The organism is Flavobacterium pygoscelis (assembly GCF_023162025.1).
Classification (GTDB): domain Bacteria; phylum Bacteroidota; class Bacteroidia; order Flavobacteriales; family Flavobacteriaceae; genus Flavobacterium; species Flavobacterium pygoscelis.
Genome location: NZ_JALNUB010000002.1, coordinates 132,213 through 156,857, shown reverse-complemented (window position 1 = coordinate 156,857; position 24,645 = coordinate 132,213). Strand labels below are relative to the sequence as shown.

General features: G+C 31.5%; 18 protein-coding genes. 7 read left to right on the top strand and 11 right to left on the bottom strand.

Annotated elements, in window-relative coordinates:
• Positions 1–44: 44 nt before the first annotated feature.
• On the bottom strand, positions 45–1,010 hold the full coding sequence (locus MW871_RS02930) for a Gfo/Idh/MocA family protein (RefSeq protein WP_188050463.1): 966 nt from the start codon (positions 1,008–1,010) through the stop codon (positions 45–47).
• Between the two features lie 154 nt (positions 1,011–1,164).
• Here MW871_RS02930 and MW871_RS02925 point away from each other — a divergent pair, with 154 nt between their 5' ends.
• Positions 1,165–1,806: a protein-L-isoaspartate(D-aspartate) O-methyltransferase gene (locus MW871_RS02925; protein WP_188050464.1), complete on the top strand. Its 642-nt coding sequence runs from the start codon at positions 1,165–1,167 to the stop codon at positions 1,804–1,806.
• Between the two features lie 42 nt (positions 1,807–1,848).
• Here MW871_RS02925 and MW871_RS02920 read toward each other — a convergent pair whose 3' ends face one another.
• The 3 genes from MW871_RS02920 to MW871_RS02910 form a co-directional block, all read right to left on the bottom strand.
• A complete protein-coding gene (locus MW871_RS02920) occupies positions 1,849–2,898 on the bottom strand; it encodes a Fic family protein (protein WP_248427499.1) in 1,050 nt (349 codons plus the stop codon).
• Positions 2,899–2,982: 84 nt separating this feature from the next.
• Positions 2,983–3,435, bottom strand: a complete 453-nt coding sequence (gene smpB / locus MW871_RS02915) for an SsrA-binding protein SmpB (protein WP_210646322.1) — start codon at positions 3,433–3,435, stop codon at positions 2,983–2,985.
• A gap of 73 nt (positions 3,436–3,508) precedes the next feature.
• Entirely contained in the window at positions 3,509–3,994 is a 486-nt protein-coding gene (locus MW871_RS02910; protein WP_248427498.1) for a histidine phosphatase family protein, read from the bottom strand.
• Positions 3,995–4,042: 48 nt separating this feature from the next.
• Here MW871_RS02910 and MW871_RS02905 point away from each other — a divergent pair, with 48 nt between their 5' ends.
• Positions 4,043–4,270 (top strand): VF530 family protein, encoded by a 228-nt coding sequence (locus MW871_RS02905; protein WP_248427497.1) that lies wholly within the window; start codon positions 4,043–4,045, stop codon positions 4,268–4,270.
• Here MW871_RS02905 and MW871_RS02900 read toward each other — a convergent pair.
• The 3 genes from MW871_RS02900 to MW871_RS02890 form a co-directional block, all read right to left on the bottom strand.
• Entirely contained in the window at positions 4,267–4,818 is a 552-nt protein-coding gene (locus MW871_RS02900) for a DUF3575 domain-containing protein (protein WP_248427496.1), read from the bottom strand. The genes MW871_RS02905 and MW871_RS02900 overlap by 4 nt on opposite strands.
• Positions 4,819–4,927: 109 nt before the next feature.
• Positions 4,928–5,476, bottom strand: a complete 549-nt coding sequence (locus MW871_RS02895) for a GNAT family N-acetyltransferase (protein ID WP_188050470.1) — start codon at positions 5,474–5,476, stop codon at positions 4,928–4,930.
• Positions 5,477–5,487: 11 nt separating this feature from the next.
• Complete coding sequence (locus tag MW871_RS02890; protein ID WP_248427495.1) at positions 5,488–6,339, bottom strand: aldose 1-epimerase family protein; 852 nt, start codon at positions 6,337–6,339, stop codon at positions 5,488–5,490.
• Positions 6,340–6,520: 181 nt separating this feature from the next.
• On the opposite strand from MW871_RS02890, the gene MW871_RS02885 reads away from it, so the two are divergent.
• Positions 6,521–8,785 (top strand): M1 family metallopeptidase, encoded by a 2,265-nt coding sequence (locus tag MW871_RS02885; protein ID WP_248427494.1) that lies wholly within the window; start codon positions 6,521–6,523, stop codon positions 8,783–8,785.
• A gap of 81 nt (positions 8,786–8,866) precedes the next feature.
• On the opposite strand, the gene MW871_RS02880 is transcribed toward MW871_RS02885, so the two are convergent.
• The 3 genes from MW871_RS02880 to MW871_RS02870 all read right to left on the bottom strand — a co-directional run bounded on the left by MW871_RS02880 (position 8,867) and on the right by MW871_RS02870 (position 14,023).
• Positions 8,867–9,907 (bottom strand): agmatine deiminase family protein, encoded by a 1,041-nt coding sequence (locus MW871_RS02880; RefSeq protein WP_248427493.1) that lies wholly within the window; start codon positions 9,905–9,907, stop codon positions 8,867–8,869.
• Positions 9,908–9,909: 2 nt separating this feature from the next.
• Entirely contained in the window at positions 9,910–10,797 is an 888-nt protein-coding gene (locus tag MW871_RS02875) for a carbon-nitrogen hydrolase (protein WP_188050474.1), read from the bottom strand.
• A 514-nt stretch (positions 10,798–11,311) separates the two neighbouring features.
• Complete coding sequence (locus MW871_RS02870) at positions 11,312–14,023, bottom strand: S8 family serine peptidase (protein ID WP_248427492.1); 2,712 nt, start codon at positions 14,021–14,023, stop codon at positions 11,312–11,314.
• Between the two features lie 606 nt (positions 14,024–14,629).
• On the opposite strand from MW871_RS02870, the gene MW871_RS02865 reads away from it, so the two are divergent.
• From MW871_RS02865 to MW871_RS02850, 4 genes are all read left to right on the top strand, one after another.
• A complete protein-coding gene (locus MW871_RS02865) occupies positions 14,630–15,460 on the top strand; it encodes a M57 family metalloprotease (RefSeq protein WP_248427491.1) in 831 nt (276 codons plus the stop codon).
• A 399-nt stretch (positions 15,461–15,859) separates the two neighbouring features.
• The gene (locus MW871_RS02860; protein ID WP_248427490.1) at positions 15,860–20,245 is read left to right on the top strand and encodes a PKD domain-containing protein; all 4,386 of its coding nucleotides are present in this window, start codon (positions 15,860–15,862) and stop codon (positions 20,243–20,245) included.
• Positions 20,246–20,262: 17 nt separating this feature from the next.
• Positions 20,263–21,264: a PorP/SprF family type IX secretion system membrane protein gene (locus tag MW871_RS02855; protein WP_248427489.1), complete on the top strand. Its 1,002-nt coding sequence runs from the start codon at positions 20,263–20,265 to the stop codon at positions 21,262–21,264.
• Positions 21,265–21,495: 231 nt separating this feature from the next.
• The gene (locus tag MW871_RS02850; RefSeq protein ID WP_188050477.1) at positions 21,496–21,777 is read left to right on the top strand and encodes a hypothetical protein; all 282 of its coding nucleotides are present in this window, start codon (positions 21,496–21,498) and stop codon (positions 21,775–21,777) included.
• 151 nt (positions 21,778–21,928) lie between these two features.
• Here the strand turns inward: MW871_RS02850 and clpB are convergent, their stop codons facing one another.
• A complete protein-coding gene (gene clpB, locus MW871_RS02845) occupies positions 21,929–24,532 on the bottom strand; it encodes an ATP-dependent chaperone ClpB (protein WP_248427488.1) in 2,604 nt (867 codons plus the stop codon).
• Positions 24,533–24,645: the final 113 nt, after the last annotated feature.

Sequence of the window (24,645 nt, the reverse complement as noted above, 5' to 3'; positions counted from 1 at the left end):
TATTTATTTAAATTATAATATATGATTAGTTTTTTTTTTGAATATTATTTATCAAAACAGTCAATAATTTGATAGGCCACTCTTAAAGCTTCAGTTGCTTGTTCTAAAGTTACTATGGGACTGGTATTGTTTGTAATTGCATCGGCAAAAGACTCTAATTCATCCAAGATAGCATTGTTTTGCTCTACATCAGGATTAGAGAAGTAGATTTGTTTTTTTACTCCTTCGGCATTTTGCAAAATCATATCAAAATCTCCAGGAACTTCTGGTGCATCTTTCATTTTTACGACTTCACATTTCTTTTCTAGAAAATCAACAGAGATGTAGGCATCTTTCTGGAAAAAACGTGATTTTCGCATGTTTTTCATCGATATTCTGCTTGCCGTTAAGTTGGCAACACAGCCGTTTTCAAATTCAATACGAGCGTTTGCTATATCTGGAGTATCACTAATTACGGATACACCGCTGGCGCTAATTTTTTTTACTTTAGACTGAACCACACTCAAAATGGCGTCAATGTCATGGATCATTAAATCTAAAACCACGGGAACATCGGTCCCACGAGGATTAAATTCTGCTAAACGATGGGATTCTATAAACATTGGGTTATCAATCATGTTTTTCGTTGCAGAAAATGCAGGATTAAAACGCTCCACATGACCAACTTGACCCTTCACATTATATTCTTTTGACAAAGCAATTATTTCCTCGGCTTCTTCAACAGTATTAGAAATGGGTTTCTCTATAAAAACATGTTTACCCGATTTAATTGCAACTTTAGCACATTTATAGTGAGAGAGAGTAGGGGTTACAATGTCAATAACATCAACAGCATGTATTAGAGTGGCAATAGTACTGAAATTTTTATAGCCAAATTCTTTAGAAATTTTTTCTGCATTTTCTTGATTAGGGTCGTAAAAACCCACTAATTCATATTTTTCAGATTGTTGTAATAAACGCAAATGTATTTTTCCTAGGTGACCTGCACCTAATACTCCAATTTTTAGCATAATGATGTTCTTTCTACAAAAATAGGAATAAAAATTAAAATTCAATTTTTTAAAATACCAAATTGTATTGAAATCATAATAAATTCATCTGTAATTTGCTACTTGCTTATTGGTTTTATTACTTCTATTTTTACCAAAAAAATAATATTTAATTTTGAAAGATACAGCCAAACATCAAGGACTTCGGAATCAATTAGTAAGCGTTTTAGAGCAAAAAGGTATTACTGATAAAAGTGTTTTGGATGCGATAAAAAAAATACCAAGACACTTATTCTTAGATTCAAGTTTTTCGGATCATGCCTATCAGGATAAAGCATTTCCCATTGGCGCAGGTCAAACTATTTCTCATCCCTATACCGTAGCTTTTCAATCCCAATTGTTAGAGGTGCAAAAAGAAGATAAAGTCCTAGAAATAGGCACGGGTTCAGGTTATCAAACAGCGGTTTTATGTAATATGGGTGCAAAAGTGTATAGTATTGAGAGACAGAATGAGCTGTTTAAGAAAACATCTATTTTGTTTCCAAAACTAAATATTAGACCCAAACATATTTCATTTGGAGATGGTTATAAAGGATTACCGGGTTACGCTCCTTTTGATAGTATTATTGTAACTGCTGGAGCTCCTTTTATACCACAACCTTTGATGGCACAACTTAAAATAGGAGGTAGGCTCGTTATTCCACTTGGTGAAGAGGTGCAAATTATGACATTATTAATTCGAGTAAACGAAACTCAATTTGAAAAACATGAGTTTGGAGAGTTCCGATTTGTTCCTTTATTAGAAGATAGAAATTAATAAAAATGCCCAATTCCTTTTTTTAAGTAGTTGGGCATTTTTTTATTGACTAATAATTCCGATGTAACGAGCTAAGTTTTCTTTTTGAGTTTGAGCAACAAATAGCATAAAAGCTTCTTTATTGTTTTTATTTTGAGCGGTTTCTAGTGTTTGATTGTATTGTATTCTACTTTCGTAATCTCCTTTTATATTTGTAATTACATAACCATTTTGTACTAAAATTAAATTCATAACTAATCGAGCGGTTATTCCGTTTCCATCAATAAATGGGTGAGTTTTTGCTAAACGCTCGTGTAGTTCTGCAGCCAAAACAATTGGATGTATCTTATTTTTATTGGCTTCATACCAAATAAAAAACGCTTCCATTTCATTGGGAATAGCATTTGGTTGAGGCGGAATGTAGGTACTTCCTTTTATCATTACCTGCACTTTTCGATACCGTCCAGCCTCTTGAGGAAGAATTCCTCTCAAAATTAAATTATGAATGGATAAAAACTCCGCTTCATTAAACGATATTTTTTTTTGAGCAAAATCTTTTATAAAAGCTATAGCTTCCTGATGATTAATTGCTTCTAGATGTTCTCGCATGCTTTTTCCGGCAATTGTTATACCTTCATTAATCACTAAATCCGTTTCGCGAAGCGTCATGGTATTTCCTTCCAGGCGATTACTCTCATAAGTATATTCTAACTCTAACGCTGTAGTAATGCTAGAACTTTCATACTGACGGAATGTGTCTAATTTTGCTTTTAATAGATCTATCTCAGTTAAAATTTTCTGTAGTGCTGCAGATAATATAATGGTTGTTGATTTATTTTGAGATCTAATTTCTTGCTCTGCGACTAGCAAGGCTTTTAATGCAAATTCATCTTGACCAATTTCGTGAAGAATTTTTTCTTTGAGCCATGCAATCATTATGGTTTCTAAATCAATTTCTAATAAAGAAGCTAGTTTGATAACTTGATCTCTGGTGGGTTTACGAGTTCCGCTTTCAAACTTGCTGATTAATGCTTGATCAATCCCTAATAGTTGTGCTACTTCTCTAGTTTTGAGATCTTTTATTTCTCTTGCGTTTTTAAGTAGTGTTTTCATTATTAAGTATTGATTGTGTTTGTCTTGACAAATTCAGTCAATTTTTTAGCTACAAAGAATCGATTTTATGTTTTAAAATTAATTTTAAAACGCTTTTTTTATTCTATCAAGATCTCTTTTTGTGTCTTGTTCCTTCAAGGATTCTCGCTTGTCATACGTTTTCTTTCCTTTACAAAGACCAATTTGTAGTTTAGCTAATCCTTTTTCATTGGTAAATAATTTCAAAGGAACAATTGTTAACCCTTTTGCTTGGACACTTTTCAGTAAACCTTTGAGTTCCTTTTTTTTCAAAAGTAATTTGCGTTCACTTCTGGCTTTATGGTTGAATTGATTACCAAAAGTATATTCTTCAATATAAGTATTAATAGCAAAAAGTTCATTATTACTAAATTCACAAAAACTCTCTGTGATATTTGCCTTGCCCAATCGTATCGATTTTATTTCGGTTCCAGCCAAGACGATTCCAGCAGTAAATGTTTCGATTATTTCATAGTCGAATTTAGCTCTTTTATTGAATATGTTTATAGTTTTTAGCATAGTGTTGCAAAGGTATAATAAAAAAGAAAAGATCCTTAATAATCAATAATAATTAGATTTTAGAAGCATTCTTTTAGCGTAATTTTAAGAGTTGATAATTTATGGCCTCTCCAACTATTGTTACAATATAAAGATTTCCAAAAGTGTTGTCCGGAATATCAGTATAAATATTTTGTTCAATCATTTGATTAACAAAATTTGGTATGGTATTACTATGACCAACAATCAAAACTTTTTTGCCTAAATTTTCTTTTTTAAAAGATTCAATATCAATCATTTTAGGATTGTATTTTGTAATACTGAGTTTTTGACTTAGTGCTGTTGGTGTTACCGTTTGTAGGGTTCTATTATAATCAGTTGCATAAATGGCATCTAAATTTATGTTAGAAAATAATTCGTTCCATATTTTGGCTCTTTCAGTACCCATTTCAGATAAATTAGGAATTTTAGAATCATCTACTTTCTCTGCATGTCTAATAAAATAATAGGTAGTTACTTTGTTCTGTGCAAAACTAACTTGCAAAACAAAAAAAGCCACTAACCATAAATATTTTTTCATTTTTACTAATTTTAAAATTTGTTCTTTATCGTTTTATATATTTGCAAAATGGAAAATTCAAAATCAAAAGATCCTCTTCACGGAATCACATTATTACAAATAGTAGAGCAATTAGTAGCACATTATGGCTTTGATACCTTGGGCGAGCTGATAAAAATTAAGTGTTTTACAGATAATCCAAGTGTTAAATCATCTCTGACTTTTTTACGAAAAACAGATTGGGCCAGAAAACAAGTAGAGGAATTATATGTTAGTTCACTACCAAAATTCAGTTAATTTAATTTGTAGGAAACCATTACACCGCCACGATACGGAAGCCATTCGCCACTTTTGTTATATTTTTTAGCACCATCATAGCGTATTTCTGTATTAAAATCATATCCTTTATAAAAACCTTGATGTGATCCGCCTCCTAAAAAGCAATCCAACATAAATTTTTCATTTATTTTTACCTGATACCCAACAGTTGCTCCAATAAAATAGCCAAAACCTTTCTCGTATTTTGTGGTATTTAAATAATTCCATTTTTGAAAATTGAAAATACTCATACCGATATGAGCTCCAGCATAAAAACCATTATATTTTTCTTTAAAATGGAAGCGATATTCTGGTGTAAAAGTGTAAAACTCTCTTGGTTTTCCATTTACAGATTTCCATAAAGAGGCTAAAACATCAAATTGTAACGTTGATTTTTCTCCAATACTTGTTTCAATACCAACATTTGGGATTGTTAATAAGGTAGTCAAAGCATTTGCTTTAATGTAAGTTTGACCAATTGATAATACAGAGAATAAAAGAAAAGAGGTAATAAAAAAATTTTTCATAAAAAGTAATAGCTAATGCTTTTGAATTATAAGTATTAATAAAAGCGCTACAAATATAAAGATTTATGTTTTGTTTTTGGTTAAGGAATCTAATTTAGTGATATCCTTATTATTTATTTAAAATAGTATAAACGGCACTATCCAAAAAGCGTCCATTAAAGAATTCGTTTTCTATGAAGTGAGCTTCTTTCTTAAAATTATTCTTTTCTAAAACTTTTGCCGATCCTAAATTATCAGGATCAATAACCGCCTCAATAGAATGTAATTTCATGACTTCAAAGCCATATTTTACTACTTCTTGAACGGCTTCAGTCACAATTCCCATTCCGTTAAATTCAGGTAATATCATATAACCTATTTCAGCTCTATAATGTTCTGGTTTTATTCTATAATGACCTATAATTCCAATTAGTTTTGGATCTCCTTTGTAAGTTATAGCCCAATTAATTCCCTCATTACTTTCTATTTTCGATTCTATCATTGCAATATGAGCTAAGGCTTCTTCGTCAGTTGTAACTAAAGGTCTTGGGATATATTTCATTGTTTCGGGGTTAGATCGCAATGCGAAAACCTCTTTTAGATCATTATTATCAACTCTTCTTAGGAGTAGGCGCTCTGTTTCTAAATTATGAAATGGAGTAAAATTTATATTTAGCATAACTTTAATTTTTAGAATATTTCTATACTGAATTTTGATTTGAAAGTTTGTGATGCATTTAGAATCTGGATTCCCTCTTTTTCATCTAGCTTTCCGGAACTTTTATTTGTATCGGAATATCCAAACCAAGGTTCTATGCATATAAAAGACGCATTTGGTTTTGTCCATATTCCCAAATCTGGAAAATTTTGAAAGCAGACCTTTAAACGAGGTTTTTTATTATCTATAATTGTCAATGATTTAGATTGTATGTTTTTAAAAATTAACGCATCATTTTTGAATAGTTCGTAGTTCAAATCTATTTGTTTGTTTTGCAATTCTAGACTTTTTGTTCGATCAGAAATCAAATTATTTTCTAAAAGGTAATATTGTAAAGTATCTTGTTTTTCAAATTCAATTGAGTAATTTTCAAAATGATTTGGTAAAGCAAAAGCAGGGTGAGCACCAATAGAAAATGGCATTGATGTACTACTGTTGTTAAATACGGTATAATCTACTATTAAATTTTTTTCAAGCAAAGTGTATTGTATTTGTAGCTCAAATAGAAACGGATAAACTTTTAATGATTCTTCTGAAGATTGCAAAGATAAAACAACACTATTTTCTTTTTGATCTATTATTTTAAATTCCATTTCTCTGGCAAAACCATGTCTTGACATGTTATATTCTTTGTTGTTTATAGTATAACAGTCATTTTTTAAAGTGCCAACTATAGGAAATAGAATAGGAGAATGTTTCCCCCAGAAAGCAGGATCTCCTTCCCACATATATTCCTGTGCATTGTTATTTTTTAAGGAACATAATTCGGCTCCCAAAGTTTTAATTTGAGCTTTTAATTTTGAATTTGTAATAGTAATTGTCAAAATGGTTCTTGATAATAGTTATAAAAATAATAATGTAAATATATTTTAATTTTCGTGTATAAAGAATATAAAATAGGGAGGAATTTTTCATAAAATTTTATTAATTTTTAGGTATTACAATGAATATAATTTAAGATTTGAATTATTTTTCATTAATTTGGTGCTTAAATAATAAAATAAAATGAAAAACATTCGCATCGGAGTCATTTTAAAATTGACTTTATTAATGGGAGTTAGCTCGATCTGGGCTCAACAAAATGCTACTAATGCACCAACGAGTCCTATTTCCAAATACGATTATCATGATGCATTTGCACCGTTTTTTTACAACAATAACGGAACAAGTACTCGATCTGCTAGTGGTCAGCCTGGTGCTGAATATTGGCAAAACAGAGCAGATTATAAATTAACAGCTAAACTAAATGAGGCTACCAACGAAATCTTAGGTTCTGGATTAATTACTTATACCAATAATAGTCCAGATAAAATGAATTTTGTTTGGATGCATTTAGATCAGAATTTATTTAAATCCGATTCTAGAGGAAATTCAGTTGTACCACTAACAGGAAGTCGTAATGGAGCACAAGGACAAGCATTTGATGGTGGTCATAAAATCAAATCAGTAAAAGTAATTAGTACTATAAAAGGTAAAACTACCGAAACAGAAGCTAAATATTTAATTACAGATACAAGAATGCAAGTTTTTCTTCCTCAAGTATTAAATCCAAAAGGGGGAGCAGTTAAAATTAAAATTGATTTTTCTTTTACTTCTCCATTAGAAGGATCGGATAGAATGGGAGTGCTAGAAACTAAAAATGGTAAAATTTTCACAATAGCACAATGGTATCCTAGAATGTGTGTGTATGATGATATTAGAGGTTGGAACACCAATCCGTATTTGGGTGCCTCAGAATTCTATTTAGAATATGGTGATTTTGATGTAAGTATTACTGTTCCTTCTAATCATATTGTGGTGAGTTCAGGAGAATTGCTAAATCCTAATGCAGTTTATTCTGCCGAAGAATTGAAACGTCTAGAACAAGCAAAACAAAGTGATAAAACTGTTTTTATACGTACTGCAGAAGAAGTAGCAAAATCTTCAAAAATGGCTGTGTCGTCAACTAAAACATGGAATTTTAGAATAAAAAATTCACGTGATTTATCTTGGGCCTCTTCTGCCGCTTTTATTTTAGATGGAGCAAAAATTAATTTACCAAGTGGTAAAAAATCTTTAGCCTTATCTGTTTATCCTCAGGAAAGTGCTGGTAATGATGCATGGGGACGTTCTACAGAATATACGAAGGGATCTATCGAGAACTATTCAAAAAGATGGATGGAATATCCTTATCCTGTAGCTACCAATGTAGCGGGAAATGAAGGTGGTATGGAATATCCAGGAATCGTTTTTTGCAGTTGGGAGTCTAAAGGAGCAGATTTGTGGGGTGTTACAGATCATGAATTTGGTCATATTTGGTTTCCTATGATTGTAGGTTCTAATGAACGAATTTTTGGATGGATGGATGAGGGATTCAATACTTTTATCAATTCTGTGAGTTCAGTAGATTTTAACAATGGTGAATATAAAGAACCAAAAGCCGATTTGCACCAAAGATCAGAATATTACACCAATCCAAATCTTGAGACTATAATGAGTTCTCCAGATAATATGAAAGAAGCTAATATTGGTGTACTAGCTTATGCAAAACCAAGTTCAGGTTTAATTATTTTAAGAGAACAAATTTTAGGAGAAGAGCGTTTTGATCTCGCTTTACGTACTTATTTAGAGCGTTGGGCATACAAACATCCTATGCCAGATGACTTTTTTAGAACTATAGAAAATGTTGCTGGTGAAGATTTGGGTTGGTTCTGGAGAGGTTGGTTTCAAAATAACTGGCGTTTAGACCAAGGAATTAATAGTATAAAATATGTAAAAAATGATCCTAAGCAAGGAATTGTAATAAATATTGAAAACTTCGAAAAAATGGCAATGCCAGTAATTTTAGAGGTGAAAACTAAAAGTGGTAAAATAAGTCGCATCAATCTTCCGGTTGAAATTTGGCAAAAAAATAAATCATGGTCATTTAAACACGAATCAACAGAAGAAATTGAAAGTATTGTAATTGATCCAGATCATATTTTGCCAGATAGTAATGTTACAAACAATACATGGACAGCAGATAAAGGTTTAGTAGAAAAGGATATTATATTAGATGGCTATTTAGGTGTTTATTCTACTAAAATGTCCCCATTAAAAATTACTTTTTCAGAAAAAAATGGTGCTTTAAAAGCATTGATAACAGATTATCCTGCCTTTACAGTGCAACCAACTGGTAAAAATAATTTTGAATCAAAACAAGCTGGTCTTAAATTTGAATTCAATGAAAACCTTAAAGGTTTCAATATGATCACTTCGGATGGTCAAAAAATTGAATTTACTAAAGATTAGTGTTTTTTAAGGAACAAAAAAAAAGACTTGTAGCATTTTACTACAAGTCTTTTTTTGTTTACTGTATTTTAGAATAATAATCTATTCTGGAATTTGTTGGCTTAAACAGTGTAAAGTACCAAAACCCCAAATAAAATCAGTACAACTAATTCCGATAACTTCTCTATCAGGAAAACATTCTGAAAGTATGTTTAAAGCTACTCGATCATTTGAATCGTTGAAAGTAGGAACCAAAACACAATTGTTTAAAATTAAGAAATTAGCGTAACTAGCCGGCAAACGCAATCCTTCAAAATCCAAACGTTTTGGCATTGGTAAAGCTACAATTATAGGTGATTTACCATTTTCTAATTTGGCATTTTGTAACCTTTTTAAGTTGTCTTGCAAAGGTTTGTAATTATGATCTTTTGGATCTGTTTCCACGATTGTAACAATAGTGTCTTCGTTTACAAAACGACATAAATCATCAATATGTCCGTGTGTATCATCTCCTTCAATTCCATCACCTAACCAAATTACATTTGTGATACCCAGATATTCTTTGAACACAGCTTCATAATCTTGTTTGGTGAAATTTGGATTTCGAACCTGAATACTTGGATGCATCAAGCATTCTTCGGAAGTTAATAAAGTTCCTCTTCCGTTGCTATCAATAGCGCCACCTTCTACAATTACGGGTTTTCCTTTGTACATTACTTGCGTAACAGGAATATTTAGAAACTCGCCTACAGTAGCAGGAACATGTTTATCTAATTGAATGTTTTTATATTTTGCCCAACCATTAAAATTAAAGTTTAATGCTTCTCTTTCATTTCCGTTTTTAACAATAATAGGACCTGAATCACGCATCCAACTTCTATTGGTTTTCTGAATGATATAGGAAACATTAGTCAATACAACATGAGCCGTTTCAAGCATTATATTGACTTTTTCTTTTTGATTCTCATCTGCAACAACTAAAAAAACAGACTCGAAAGAAGCCACTTTTTTAATAAATTCTACAAAAGCCCATTTAACGGCTTCATATTTCCCAGGCCAATCATTACCATTGTGAGGAAAACAAAGTAAAACACCTTGTTGTTTTTCCCATTCAGCAGGAAATCTTCTGTTAGTTGTACTCATAATTAGTCGATTGCTCTTTTTGTAATATCCCCAAAAGCGTCAATTCTTCGGTCTCTAAAAAAGGGCCAGTTCTGACGTACGTTTTCTTGTAAATCCAAATCAACTTCTGCAATAAGGATTTCCTCTTTATCATGTGAAGCTTGTGCTAAGATTTCTCCTTGAGGTCCTGCTATAAAAGAAGCGCCCCAAAACTGAATTCCAGCTGTATCAGGTAAATATTGTTCTAAACCAATTCTGTTTGCAGCAGCAACATAAACTCCATTCGCAACTGCATGACCTTTCATAACGTTCATCCAAGCGCCATACTGGTTTTCGCCATATTGTTCTTTTTCTTGTGGATGCCATCCAATAGCAGTAGGATAAAATAAAACCTCAGCACCTTTAAGCGCAGTTAATCTTGCTGCTTCAGGATACCATTGATCCCAACAAATTAATGTTCCAATTTTTCCTTTTTGTGTAGGGATTGTTTTGAAACCTAAATCTCCAGGGGTGAAATAGAATTTCTCATAAAAATGTGGGTCATCTGGAATATGCATTTTACGATATAAACCTGCTTCAGAACCATCTGTATCAATGATGTAAGCACTATTGTGATAAATTCCAGCCATTCTTTTTTCGAAGAAAGGAACAATAATTACCACACCTAATTCTTTTGCTAAAGCGCTAAAAGCTATAAACGAAGTACTGTAAAGTGGCTCTGCTAAAGCAAAATTATCTACATCCTCACTTTGACAAAAATAATGACTGCTGTATAATTCGGGTAACGAAATTACTTCGGCACCAAGTTTGGCAGCATCACGAACCCAGCTTATGCATTTTTTTAAGTTGTTTTCGGCAATATCATTTAGGTTCAATTGAATGACTGCTATTTTGTATTTTTTGTTTGGCATGACTAAAATATTTAACTGCAAAAATAGTGAATTTTATAAGGATAAGAAAATATGTTTTTTATGTTGTTGAAATGATTTTACTAAGAAAAAACCTTTAAAATACTTTTGTTAAAACTTAGGCAGGTCTAAATTTTTATGTAAAATCTCGATATAATACTTTACGGAAGTATAGAGTTTTAATTTGATATTACTTTTTATTTTTATGATCGCGCTAACAGTTAATCTAGCCTTTGCAAAATTTATATAAATCATTAAATTTTTTAGCTCTGATTGCATTATTTTAATAGAAAAAAAAGAGAAAGGCACAAGTAAATTTTCTAAATCTCGCTCATGAGATTTTTTGTTTAGTCATAAGTTTAAATGCAGGATTTTTGTTAGTACTAATTTTATCTGTTTTGTACTTTAATTTAAGTAGGGTATAAATAAAATCAATTATAGTAATAGGACGATAAAAATGCAATCTAATTTTGTATAGTTTAATTATTTTTATAGCTTTTTCTAACTTAGTTTATAATTACATAATTATAATTTTTCCCGTTTCAATTTGACCTTTTTTGGTTACTATTTTATAGATATATATTCCAGCAAATATATCGTTGAGCGGTACACTGCTGATTTTTGAAAGAAGAGGAGTTGTAATCACATTTTGCCCAGTTAAATTATATAAGTAAAATAAAAATTGTTCTTCATTTTTAGCTTCTATGTAAAGACTTTCATTTTTTCGTACTAGAGTAGGAGTTACTAAAAATAAACTGTTAGCTAAATAATTGGTATTAATTGTGGTTGAGTTTATTATCGTATTATTCATTAGCGTTAATTTTATCTTATACTGATTATTGCCTTTTATTGGATTTTCATCCAAAAGATAAAAGTCCTTTGAACTCACATTGCTATTGGTGGCAATTATTATTTCAGATGAATTAATAATTTTAATTAAATCGATCTTTTTAATATTAAATATACTAAAGAGACCAACGTCAATTTTTACTTTATTTTCTTCATAAACTTCTGCTGCAGCTAATTTAAAATAACAATTTGAATTAGACTCGTAGACTAATGTTGACTGACTTTTAATTCCTTCACTTTTGCCAAATACTGGAGTAACTGTGTAGTTTTTTCCATCGGTATAGTGGTAGGTTGAACCAGATATTTGCTCTGTGAATTGTAAATGATCGCCTATTAATTTATAAATATTGAATAAATTAACATCAGTCGGCTTATTCCAATTTATTTCTGTAGTTCCGTCGCAAACTAAACTGGAATTTATATTTAAATCATACGAAATTGTAAAAAGATCTGATAAATAATCAACATTATTTACAGTCATTTTTAATCGTGCTTCGGCATACTTTTGTTCGGTAGGTGAATATTCAAATTGTTCTTTTTCTAAATTGACTTCTGTAGCTATTGTTTCCCATGACTGTCCCTCATTATAACTAATTGCTAATTGGCCTGTTTTCCCTGACAAAGTAGAATCCCATTTAAAAGGAGAAATTGTTTTACCATCAAACGGAAAATTATCAGTTCTAACGGGATAGTTCCATTCGAATTTATTTTCTAATTCAAATTCATAAGCTATACTGTAATCTTGAGACAAATTAGATAATAAATTTGCACTTACACCAATTGAGTAAATTCCAGCAATGGGATTGGTGACTATTATTTGCTCAATTGTATTAAGGTTATCTCTTCCCGTAACTGCTAATTCCTGGGGAGAATTAGGATTTAAGATATATGGTAAATAAACCGTTTTATTAGCTGAAATCAGCTCTAAGTCGAGGTCATTTACTAAACTAAATGCACTATTTATAGCTGCAGGCATATCGTTCCAAACCAATGTAATTTTAACATTTTTGGTTGCTGGTGGTATAGTAAGGTTATGCAAATTACGCTGATTATGATTGATGTTACCAATTATAAATCTGTTCTCACTAATTGTTTTTAAAGATTTGTCCGCATCAATGCTGCCGTAACCATATGTATAATCAGGACCCTTAGGACCTAGATCTTTAGCACTATTAATTAAAATAGCTTTTGCTAAAGCGTTATTTAAAGGTGCATTTGTGATGTTCTTAAAATGTTCTTTTAGTAAGGTCACAATGCCAGATGTAAGTGCTGTAGCATTTGAAGTGCCTTGCGTACTGTAGGCGACTAATTCCGGCTTAATTCTGCCATCATAAGCAGGACCTTTTGACGAAAAAGACATGATTTTTTCATATTGGTCAATGCAACCTATAACTATACTATTTTTTGACTGTTTAAAATTTCCGGAGAGACTTTTGAAACCTTCAGCACCTCTATTTCCTGATGAAAAAAGATGAGTGAGAAAAGGGTTTGTAAATAATTGCTCATCATATGTTGCTGCTAATGATCCATAAAAATTTTCAATTTCGGTTCCATACGAATGATTTTGTGTAGTAGCTCCTTGTAAAGTTGATAGATCGTCCGGAAAAATTTTTAAAAAATCTGAGGACTGTATTTTTGATTTTTGTGCTACTCCTTTTCCTAAAATAGAGCTATTTCCCAATCCAGAAACAATGGTAGCCATGGCAGTTGCATGATCAGAGAGTTTTGTCGACTGAATACTGGAAGGAACAAGTTTATTTAGTAAGTCGATATCATTTATGTTTAAAAATTCGTCTTTTATAGAAATAATTTCATTCTCTCCTAATAGTGTAGGGAAATTATAATTTGCTTTGTTTATTTGATTAATAGTGAAATTTTGGTCTGCAATTTTAGATTCCGTTACTGGAATTAATGATTCACTGGAAACGGCTAACACACTATTTGATGAGATGACTTTGCTAATATTTTTAGAATTTGATTTAATTAGTATTAAATTATTTGTTGCTGTTCTGATAAATGGTATGGTAGCTTCATTGAGTTCATCAATTAAATCATCAATATTGTCTGTTGCCACTATGTATTGTTTGCTTTCGTCATGACTTTTGAAAGTAGCGGGTAGTTTCCAAAAATTATTTGCTGGCAAAATATTCTTCAAATCGTTTTTATCTAAAAGACTTTTTGTTTCAATAATACAATAATTTAAATCTAATTTTTTTACAATTTTCCACGATTTTTTGTGCGCATTTTCTAACGTAGAAAAATAATATTTTTGATTTTTTGCTTCACTTTCTTTCTTTATCAAATGCTTCCAAAAAGAAGAATCTTGAGAGAAGCTCATGGAATGAATTAGAATTAGCAGGTATATAAATTTTGTTTTCATTTTTAGATTTTATTGATCCAATTTTAAGCCTGTTTATTTTACTTTGGAATAGATGCACTACTTTGATAGTAGCTTTTTTTTTGAAATTAATAGTCGATTTATCTTCTACGTTTTCATCGTAAATTGGGTTATTTATTTCTTCTAAAAATCTAAATCTTAACATTTTTATACCCTCCTGATTTTAGTTAAAATATTTGTAAAACCTTATAGTAAAGCTTTAAAATCTAAAAATATTTCTCTAAAACAATAATTTTTTTCTTATTAAAAAAGTTAAAATTTAATTTAATTTTTATTTTTACATCGTATTTTATGATTTTATATTTGTTTTATTTTTAATTAATTATTTATTTTTTTATTGAAATAAAAACAAATATAATTTTTTTTGATCATTTTTGATGCAATATGTGCTAAATAGTAGAAAACATTAGCTCTTTGGGATCTCAGTTAATATGTGTTAAATTGAAAATAGCAAAAATAAAAATTTGTTTTTGTTAAAATAATTTAATTTTTATTTTTAATGACTTTAATTTGTTAGTTTAGGCGTTTTGAATTTTGTAAAGCGTTCGAAAAAAGTAATATTTAACTAACCAAAATAACCATTAAAAAATGAAAAAAATTAAATCAATTTTAGCATTGACTTTCGTAGCATTGGTAGCATTATCTTGTAATAACGATGATGAGTCAAATCAAGCCAAAGCACAAGCAACAGAAATTACTCCAGAAGTTTTAAATAAACTTAGCGCATTATCTTTTAATAATAAAGATGTAAAAGTAGTAAAGCACACTAATTTAGACGGTACAATCGAAGACGTATTTTTGATTGAGGGTGATATTATTATGACTAAACATCAATTGGAAAAAATGGATATTCACGGAGGTATTACGACAGAGCAATACCGAACTAACAATTTGGTTTCAGGACCAAGAACTATTAAGGTGGTAGGATTATCTGGAACAGGTGCATCTGCATTAAGCAATAACATGCGTGCAGGATTACAAGCAGCAATAAATAGATACAATAATTTAAATTTAGAACTAAAATTTAGTTTAACTTTTAGTTCTAGTACTAGTGGAGCAAATATAGTTGTTCGTAGAGAACAAGGTGGTGCAGGCGGAGTTGCAGGTTTTCCTTCAGGAGGTGCGCCGTTTAATTCAGTTACTTTGTATTCAGGTTTAGATACTTACAGTACTGGTGTTAATGCACACGTAGCAGCTCATGAGATAGGACATAGTATTGGTTTACGTCATACAGATTGGTTTAGCCGTCAAAGCTGTGGATCAAATTCAAATGAAGGGACTGCAGGAGTGGGAGCTATCTTGATTCCAGGAACGCCTTCAGGATATGATGCAACTTCATTAATGAGAGCTTGTTTTGGAAATAATGAAACAGGAGCCTTCAACAGCAATGATGTTACTGCTTTAAAATATTTATACTAAAGAAGTTTTAAGAACGCTTTACAAAATAAAAGAGGCTGTTTCCTATTGTGAAACAGCTTTTTTTTTCTCCAGAAAGAAGCTAATCATTTCTCATTTATTATGTAAATAGTGTCTACTAAATACAAGAGAACATGTTTTTAAGGTAATATTTTATTACTTCACCTGAACTTCACTGAATTTTTTTAACATCCAGTAGTGTTTCTGCAGAACCGATTTTTTACACTATAAATTTAAATTCTTTGTTTTTATAATAATATTATTGATAATTATGTATTATTCGTATTTTACTGCCTATATGGTATTTATTATAATAAAAATTAAAAAAAAATGAAGTTTTACGCCTAAAAATATAAATAAATATATATACTTTTACAGCCAAAAATTAACGAATTTTATTACATGAGGAATCTCTATTTTCTTGCTTATCTTTTTTTGTTACTGAATGCGTTCTCTATTTTTGCAAACAGCAAAAGAGTTGAAAAAATTGAAAAAAAAATAGAAGCCGACACAATTTATAACAAAGCATTCTTAGCCCCAGGAGTTTCTTTTAGTTTTGCAAATGATAATAGTTGTTCTGGTTCTCCAATACTATTTAAGTCAACCGTAAGTGGTGATGCTCCATTTAAATATTTATGGGATTTTGGTGATGGCAATACTTCTACTGCCATTAATCCTACTAATACATTCACATCGGTTGGTTGCGGTGTGCAAAATTTCAATGTAAAACTAACGGTTACTGATGCTAAAGGGATTAGTACATCGGTGACTAAAGTTATTTTGGTAAAACAAAAGCCAGATTTAAAATTTATAAATTTAAATGCTTTGTCAGGATCCAATTTATCTTTTGAAAGATGTGGTGATAATAATCTCAATCCAAAATATACCATTAATGTAGGTAACTCTTCTAATTCTATTTCTTGTATTTCGTCTTATACTATTGATTGGGGTGACGGGAATGTAGAAAGTAATGTTACTTTCCCACGCGCGCACACTTACATGAAATTAGGTTCCTATAATATGATCATTACAGGAGCTGGAACGAATGATTGTTCTAGTGCAATTACTTATGTAGTTAAAAACTCTAACAATCCAATTGGAGCTCTTATTGCACCAGGTAATACAACAAATTTTTGTATACCCGTTGCACCAATGGATTTTGCCATAGGTTCATGGGCATTAAACCCTTCTGATACAAATTATCAAGTGAATTATGGAGATGGAATAATTACGAATTACACTCAACAAGATTTAGAAAGTTCACCTTATTATAATTCTCTAATTCCATCGGCTTCTCAAAATTTTCCCATACCACATACTTTTACACGTTTTAATTGTCCATCTGGTAACAATGTAACCATAACAATAACTACTTCTTGTGGCAGTACTTATTTGATTGCTGGCCCAATTATTATATTAGATGTACCTAGAGTAAGTTTTTATGCAAATGATATTGCTTGCGTTGGTAGTGGTGTCACTTTTCATAATAATTCAATTGCTGGGTTTACAAATGGTTGCAGTACTAACAATGTGTACACTTGGGATTTTGGTGATGGAAGCGCTTTTTCAAGAGCAGTTGAGCCTATTCATTCTTATTTAACGCCAGGGACTTATACTGTTACTCTATTTGCTGAAACGCCTTGTGGTATATCGAGTAAAACAACAAAGACCATTTGTATAGAACCTGTATTAGAACCAAATTTCACCTTTGAAAAAGCTTGTGCTGGCAGTCCTTTGCAAATTACAAATACGACAGATACACGCCTAAATTGTGCTGCTGAAAGCTATTTTTGGGATATAAAAGGGTATTATGAAAGCTACTGTGGTAAAAAACCTGTGCAATGGTTTTTTACTAATGGTACGAATTCTTATTCTAAAGATCCAGTTATTAATTTTATAACACCGGGTACCTATGAATTAAGTTTGAGAACTAGAAATTCTTGCGGAATAGATCGTTATTCAAATAAAATTATAATGGTTAAGCAGCCACCAGTAATTATTTTGAAACCCATTTCAGATTATTGTAATTCTGCAACAATATCACCTGTAGGTGAGGTGGTACAAAGTTGTTCACCCGATAGTGAACTTACTTATTTATGGACCTTCCCAGGAGGTACACCATCTACATCAAATTTATTAAATCCGGGTCAAATAAATTATTCTGTCACAGGAAATTATCAAGCAATTTTTAGTGTTAGTAATAGTTGTGGTACAACAACAAAAACAGCAAATTTTTCAGTAAACACAGTACTATCTCCTATCATAAAATCAAAATCAGTAGAAATTTGTAGTGGCGGATCCTTTTTAATACAACCCTATACTAATGGTGTTGATAATGTACCTACAAATACAACTTATACTTGGTCAGATCCAATTATTAGTCCATCAGGTTCTATATATGGTGCCTTATCACAAAAAAATCCTGTAACCAGTATTGGTCAAACACTAACTAATTACAGTAGTAATCCAGTAACAGTTACCTATACCGTTTCTCCAAGCTCTGGGAGTTGTGCTGGCCCTAACTTTACCGTTACTATAATTGTTAATCCATTAATAATGGTTGCTGAGACTATCAAAAAAAGCAAATGTTTTGGATCTGATGATGCCAGTATTAACATCAATGTTTCAGGAGGGATTCCATTTCCGACCTCCAAACCCTATCTTTTTTCTTGGTCAGGTCCTAATGGATTTACCAGCACAGAAAAAGATCTTAGTAATCTTAAACCAGGAACCTATACTTTAAGCATTACCGATAATGGCACTTGTCCCTTTTCAAAATCCTATTTTGTTATGGAACCAGATAAATTTATTTTTTCTGGATTTAAAAATGATATTAGTTGTTTTGGACTTAATGATGGGAATATTAATTTAACCACTTCAGGCGGAACTTTGCCTTATAATTTTGTTTGGACTAAAAACGGAAGCCCTTATGCCACAACAGAGAATATTGGTAATTTGTCTCCAGGAGTTTATAAAGTAAGCATCACTGAAGAGAATAATTGTGAGACCCTTACAAATACATACACTATCATCGAACCTTCAATTTTAGAATTGAACCTTGTAAGTCAAGTTAATATTTTATGTTATGGAGATTATACAGGTGAAATTAATGTAAAAGCAAAAGGCGGTAGGGCTACTGAAATTTCAAGTGGTGTTTTTAATTATATTTACAATTGGAGTGGGCCAAATGGATTTTCTAGTGCTAGTCAAAACTTAACAAATTTAGCAGCTGGAACATATGACTTAGTCGTTACCGATAATTCTGGTTGTAGGACTAATTTACAAGTCATTTTATTACAAAATAGCGAAATATTTTTAGAGTATACTAAAACAGAAATAGCTTGTTATAATGATGCCAATGCCTCTATTACTATAACCAATATTAAGGGAGGTATTCCTTTTACAACAGGAGTTCCTTATCTTATAAAATGGAGTAATTTAGGAACAGGACGTGTACAGAATAATCTTTCTGCGGGAGATTATGCAATTACTATTACAGACGCCCTGAATTGCGAAAAAACATTTAATATCATTATTGATAATGCTCCTATATTTACTATCAATCCTGATGTTAAAGATGTTTCGTGTTTTGGGTCAAAGGATGCTCACATTAGACTGAATTTAATTGGAGGTAAAGCGCCAGTAGTACTAGTTTGGGATGACGATCCAACTGCTGGTATAGATAGAAATAATATTGGGCCCGGTAAATATTCGGTAACAATTACAGATGCTAAATTATGTACAATCAAACAAACATTCATTATTAATGAACCTTTGCAATTAGAATTAAGTGCCGATGTTTCAAACCCACTGAATTGTTTAAATGCTAATACCGGAGCAATCAATTTAATAGTTACTGGTGGTCAGTCACCATTTAAATTTGAATGGTCCAATGATGCTACAACAGAAGATTTACAAAATCTTTTACCTAATAATTACACCGTTATCGTTACAGATGCCAATGGCTGTAAAAAAACAGAATCATGGAAAATTATTCGTTTTGAACAACTTACTCCTTCTATTGATGTGATGACTGATTATGATTGTAATACAAAATACGTTCATCAGACGTTTTATGGAAAAGTCAAAGGAGGAATTCCTCCCTATCAATTAAGTTGGTCAGATGGTACTGTTACCGGTGCTAATAATGAGATAATGAATACAAACAACAATGGTTTGATCATTTTTAGCGTTAAAGATAGTTTTGGTTGTACTGCAGAGATTACTTATAATGTTAATACACCGGTTTTGGGTAAAGCTAATTTTGAAACGAGTTCGTATGGTAATGATGTTTATGGTTTGTATTCTATTTATGACCCAATTTTATTCAAGAATTTAGCAACAGGAGACTTTACCCAAGTTTCTTGGGATTTTGGAGATGGTAATTTTTCTGATGAAGAAAGTCCCAAACACATTTTTACTAAAACCGGAAATTACTCCGTCAAACAAACGGTTACTTACCCTTTTGGTTGTCAATATACCCAAACACTTGTATTAAAAGTTGAAAAAGGATATAGTCTAAAAATGCCAACTGCATTTACACCAAATGGAGATGGAATAAACGATTCTTTTTCACCCGTTTTTTTAGGTTTTGTAGAAATGACTTTAGATATTTATGACACATGGGGTAGTATAGTATATACTGAAAAAGGGGAAACTTTGAAAGGATGGAATGGAAAAGTAAAGGATCTAGATGCAGAAAATGGAAATTACTATTTTAAACTTACGGCTAAAACATTTTATAATCATACCATCATCGAAAAAGGTACTTTAACATTAATTAAATAAAGCGAAAAGGGCAACTAATGAAAATTAAACTATTATTTATAATTATATCTTTTTGCATTTATTCTAAAGCAAAAGCTCAAGATCCTGTTTTTACACAATATTTTCTAGTTCCAGAAACTTTAAATCCTGGTTTTTCGGGCTTTATGGAAACTACATATACTGGTATTATTCATCGTGAGCAGTGGCCAGATTTAGATTTAAAAATTGATACGGACTATGCTTTTTTAAATACTTGGAATGAAAACATCACTAGTGGATATGGAATTAGTGTTTTAAACCAAAGAGAAAATGCTAGTAAATATAATTTTACCCAAATTAATGCAAATTACGCTTACAGAGTTAGAATTAATGACGATTGGTATTTTAGACCTGCTCTTGAAGTAGGGTTTGGATTGAAATCATTTGCTTTTCAAAATTTACTATTAGAAGATCAAATAAATATTAGAACGGGAATAACAAATGCAAGTTCTATAGATCCACTTTTAAGAAACGATAAAATTACTTTTTTTGACGCTAGTGCTGGAATGGTTTTTAATACGGATAACATGTGGATTGGATTGTCTATGAAACATCTTAATAAACCTAATATTTCATTTTCTGAAGATGGAAACTTACCTTTAAATACTTTTTTTTCATTGAGCACGGGTTATGAATTTCTTTTGGCAAATTACATTGATGTTCAGTTTTTTCCTTATGCAACCAAAATGTTTGTTACATCAAACTATATGCAACAAGGGCGTTACAATCGTCTTGATCTTGGTGCCTCAATACTTTTTGAAAAAATGTTTTTTGGCGCTACTGCGGTTACTAATCCTGCTAAAAATGGGTTGAATAGCCAGTTGGTTACCTCTGTAAATCTTTTTACAGGATTGCAATACGAACATTTAAGACTCGGTATTGCTTATGATTTGAATACCTCAAAAATGGGAAAAACTGGTGGAGTGTATGAGTTGTCATTAACCTATCAATTTAATCTTGATAGAAAATGTTTTGGTTGTCCCAATTATTCAGGTAAATAGTTCAAATAAAAATAAAATGTCTTTTAAATAAGACCTATTAAGTTAGATTTCTAAATTAATTTAAAAAATAATAACAATAAATTTTAAGATTTTAATTTACTATAAAAATTAATATAAAATTGGCACAGTGAACTTAAGGAGGTGCTATTTTTGTGAAGTATTACAAAGCTTAAACATAGCTTATGTTTTGCAACATGCAAATTTTTTATAATTAATTAAATTTTTACAATTATGACAGACGGATTTAACATCATTGATAAAGAAGACGTAGCGCTTCTTAAATTTCCACAAACAGATGTTCTTACTGATGATCAAGAAATAAAAACTAGATTGAGCGAGATTAATAGAGCTTTATCTTTGGGTAATTTAGAACATTCAAAAATTAAAATTTTCTTTGAGGATACCGAATCTAAAAAAGTAGTCGATACTACAGTTTGGGCTGTTACTGATAAAAATGTGATTTTAAAGCAAGGAGTAATGATTCCGATTCACAGAATTCATAAACTATTTTAAGAATATATTTTTGAAATAATTTACAATAGCTCTAGATTGTAACCGTTTTATTTTACTTAAAAAAAAATCACCAATCTTTCGACTGATGATTTTAAAAAAAACTTTGCCAAAGTTCAATCCTTTGGCAAAGTTTTTTATTTTAAATTCATTATTATTGAACTAATTCCGTTTGATTTCTAAAAACTAGTTTGCCATCAAACGCATCAATTAATACAATGCTATCAGTAGTTATTTTACCAGATAGAATTTCCTTCGAAAGTTCGTTAAGTACCTCTCTTTGAATGACTCTTTTAACGGGTCTTGCTCCAAATTGAGGATCATAACCTTTCTCCGATAAATAGGCAATTGCATCTGGAGTAGCATCCATAATAATACCTTGTAATGCTAGCATTTTAGTAACACTTTTTAACTGTAAACCTACAATTTGCGCAATATTTTCAGTAGTAAGTGGGGTGAACATTACAATTTCGTCAATACGATTAATAAATTCTGGGCGAACCGTTTGTTTTAATAATCCCAGCACTTCTACTTTTGCCGCTTCGGTTGCTGCTTCAACACTACCTTTTAAATTCTCAAATTTATCTTGTATAATTTGGCTTCCCATATTAGAAGTCATAATGATAATCGTATTTTTAAAATCGGCCAAACGTCCTTTATTATCCGTTAAACGTCCTTCATCTAATACTTGAAGTAAAATATTAAAAGTGTCCGGATGTGCCTTTTCAATTTCATCCAATAATATCACAGAATATGGTTTTCTTCGAACGGCCTCTGTTAATTGTCCCCCTTCATCGTAACCAACATATCCTGGAGGCGCACCCACCAAACGGCTTACGCTATGGCGTTCTTGATATTCACTCATATCAATTCGCGTCATTGCATTTTCGTCATCAAATAGATATTCGGCTAATGCTTTTGCTAATTCGGTTTTTCCAACTCCTGTTGTTCCAAGGAAAAGAAATGTTCCAACAGGCTTTTTCATATCCTGCAAACCAGCGCGACTTCTTCTTACTGCATCACTCACAGCTTCGATTGCTTCTTCTTGTCCAACCACTCTATGGTGCAACTCATCTTCTAGTTTTAGCAATTTTTCACGTTCGCCTTGCAGCATTTTCATCACTGGAATTCCAGTCCATTTTGCCACTACTTCTGCAATATCTTCTCGAGTAACTTCTTCTTTTATTAAAGAAGTACCACATTGATTTTCTTGTAATTGTTTCAACAAAACATCCAATCGTTCTTGGGCCTCTTTAATTTTTCCGTAGCGAATTTCAGCCACTTTTCCATAATCACCATCGCGCTCTGCACGTTCTGCTTCATATTTAAAGTCTTCGATTTCTGTTTTTACCGCTTGAATATTATCTACGACATCTTTTTCAGATTTCCATTTAGCATAGATCTCGTTGCGATCTTCTTTGAGATTGGCCAAATCCATTCCCAAAATTTTGAGTTTGCTTTCGTCTTTTTCTCTTTTGATTGCTTCGATTTCAATTTCTAATTGCATGATTTTCCGATCTAAAACATCCAGTTCTTCTGGTTTAGAGTTGATTTCCATGCGTAATTTTGAAGCGGCTTCATCCATTAAGTCAATCGCTTTGTCTGGAAGAAAACGGTTCGTAATATAGCGTTGTGATAATTCAACCGCAGCAATAATAGCATCATCTTTTATTTGAACTTTATGATGCGTCTCATATTTTTCTTTAATACCACGCAAAATAGAAATGGCACTTTCGGTATCTGGTTCTTCCACTATTATTTTTTGAAAACGTCTTTCTAGGGCTTTATCTTTTTCAAAATATTTTTGGTATTCATCTAAAGTTGTCGCACCAATCGCACGTAATTCTCCGCGAGCCAACGCTGGTTTCAAAATATTAGCAGCATCCATAGCACCTTCGCCACCACCAGCTCCTACAAGCGTGTGTATTTCATCTATAAACAATACAATATCACCTTCTGAAGAGGTAACTTCTTTAACGACTGCTTTCAATCGTTCTTCAAATTCCCCTTTGAATTTAGCACCCGCAATCAGCGCTCCCATATCCAGCGAATAAACAATTTTATCTTTCAAATTGTCCGGAACATCACCATCTACAATTCGATGTGCTAAACCCTCTGCAATAGCCGTTTTACCAACTCCTGGTTCTCCGACTAACATTGGGTTATTCTTGGTTCTACGAGTTAGAATTTGCAACACACGACGTATTTCCTCATCTCGACCAATAACGGGATCAAGTTTTCCATTTCGAGCTAATTCGTTTAAGTTTTTAGCGTATTTATTTAGCGAGTTATAGGTTTCCTCAGCAGATGCAGAGGTTACTCTTTCTCCTTTACGCAATTCCTCAATTGCTGCTTTTAGTCCTTTGCCAGTTACACCTTGGTCTTTTAATATTTGTGCCGCTTTAGTCTTTGAATCAAAAATGGCTAAAATTAAATGCTCAATAGAAACGAATTCATCATTCATTTTCTTAGCAATAATTTCTGCTTCATTAAGCGTTGTATTTGCTGTTCTAGACAGCATTATTTCACCACCAGAAACTTTTGGAAAGCTCTGAATCGTACTATCCAATATTTGGATAAATAAAGGCACATTTACATTGAGTTTTTTAAGTATAAAAGGAGCAACATTTTCATCGACTTCAAAAATTGCTTTGAAAATATGTTCATTTTCTATTTGTTGTTGCCCATGGCTTTGCGCCAATTGTTGAGAAAGCTGAATGGCTTCCTGCGACTTAATAGTAAATTTATTTATGTTCATGATTTTATATGGTTTTGTTGTAATTTGATTAACTTTGAAAACTAGTATTCAATTTATATTCCATCACAATAATACAGACAAAATGACAGAATTTTCATGATTTTTATCATATT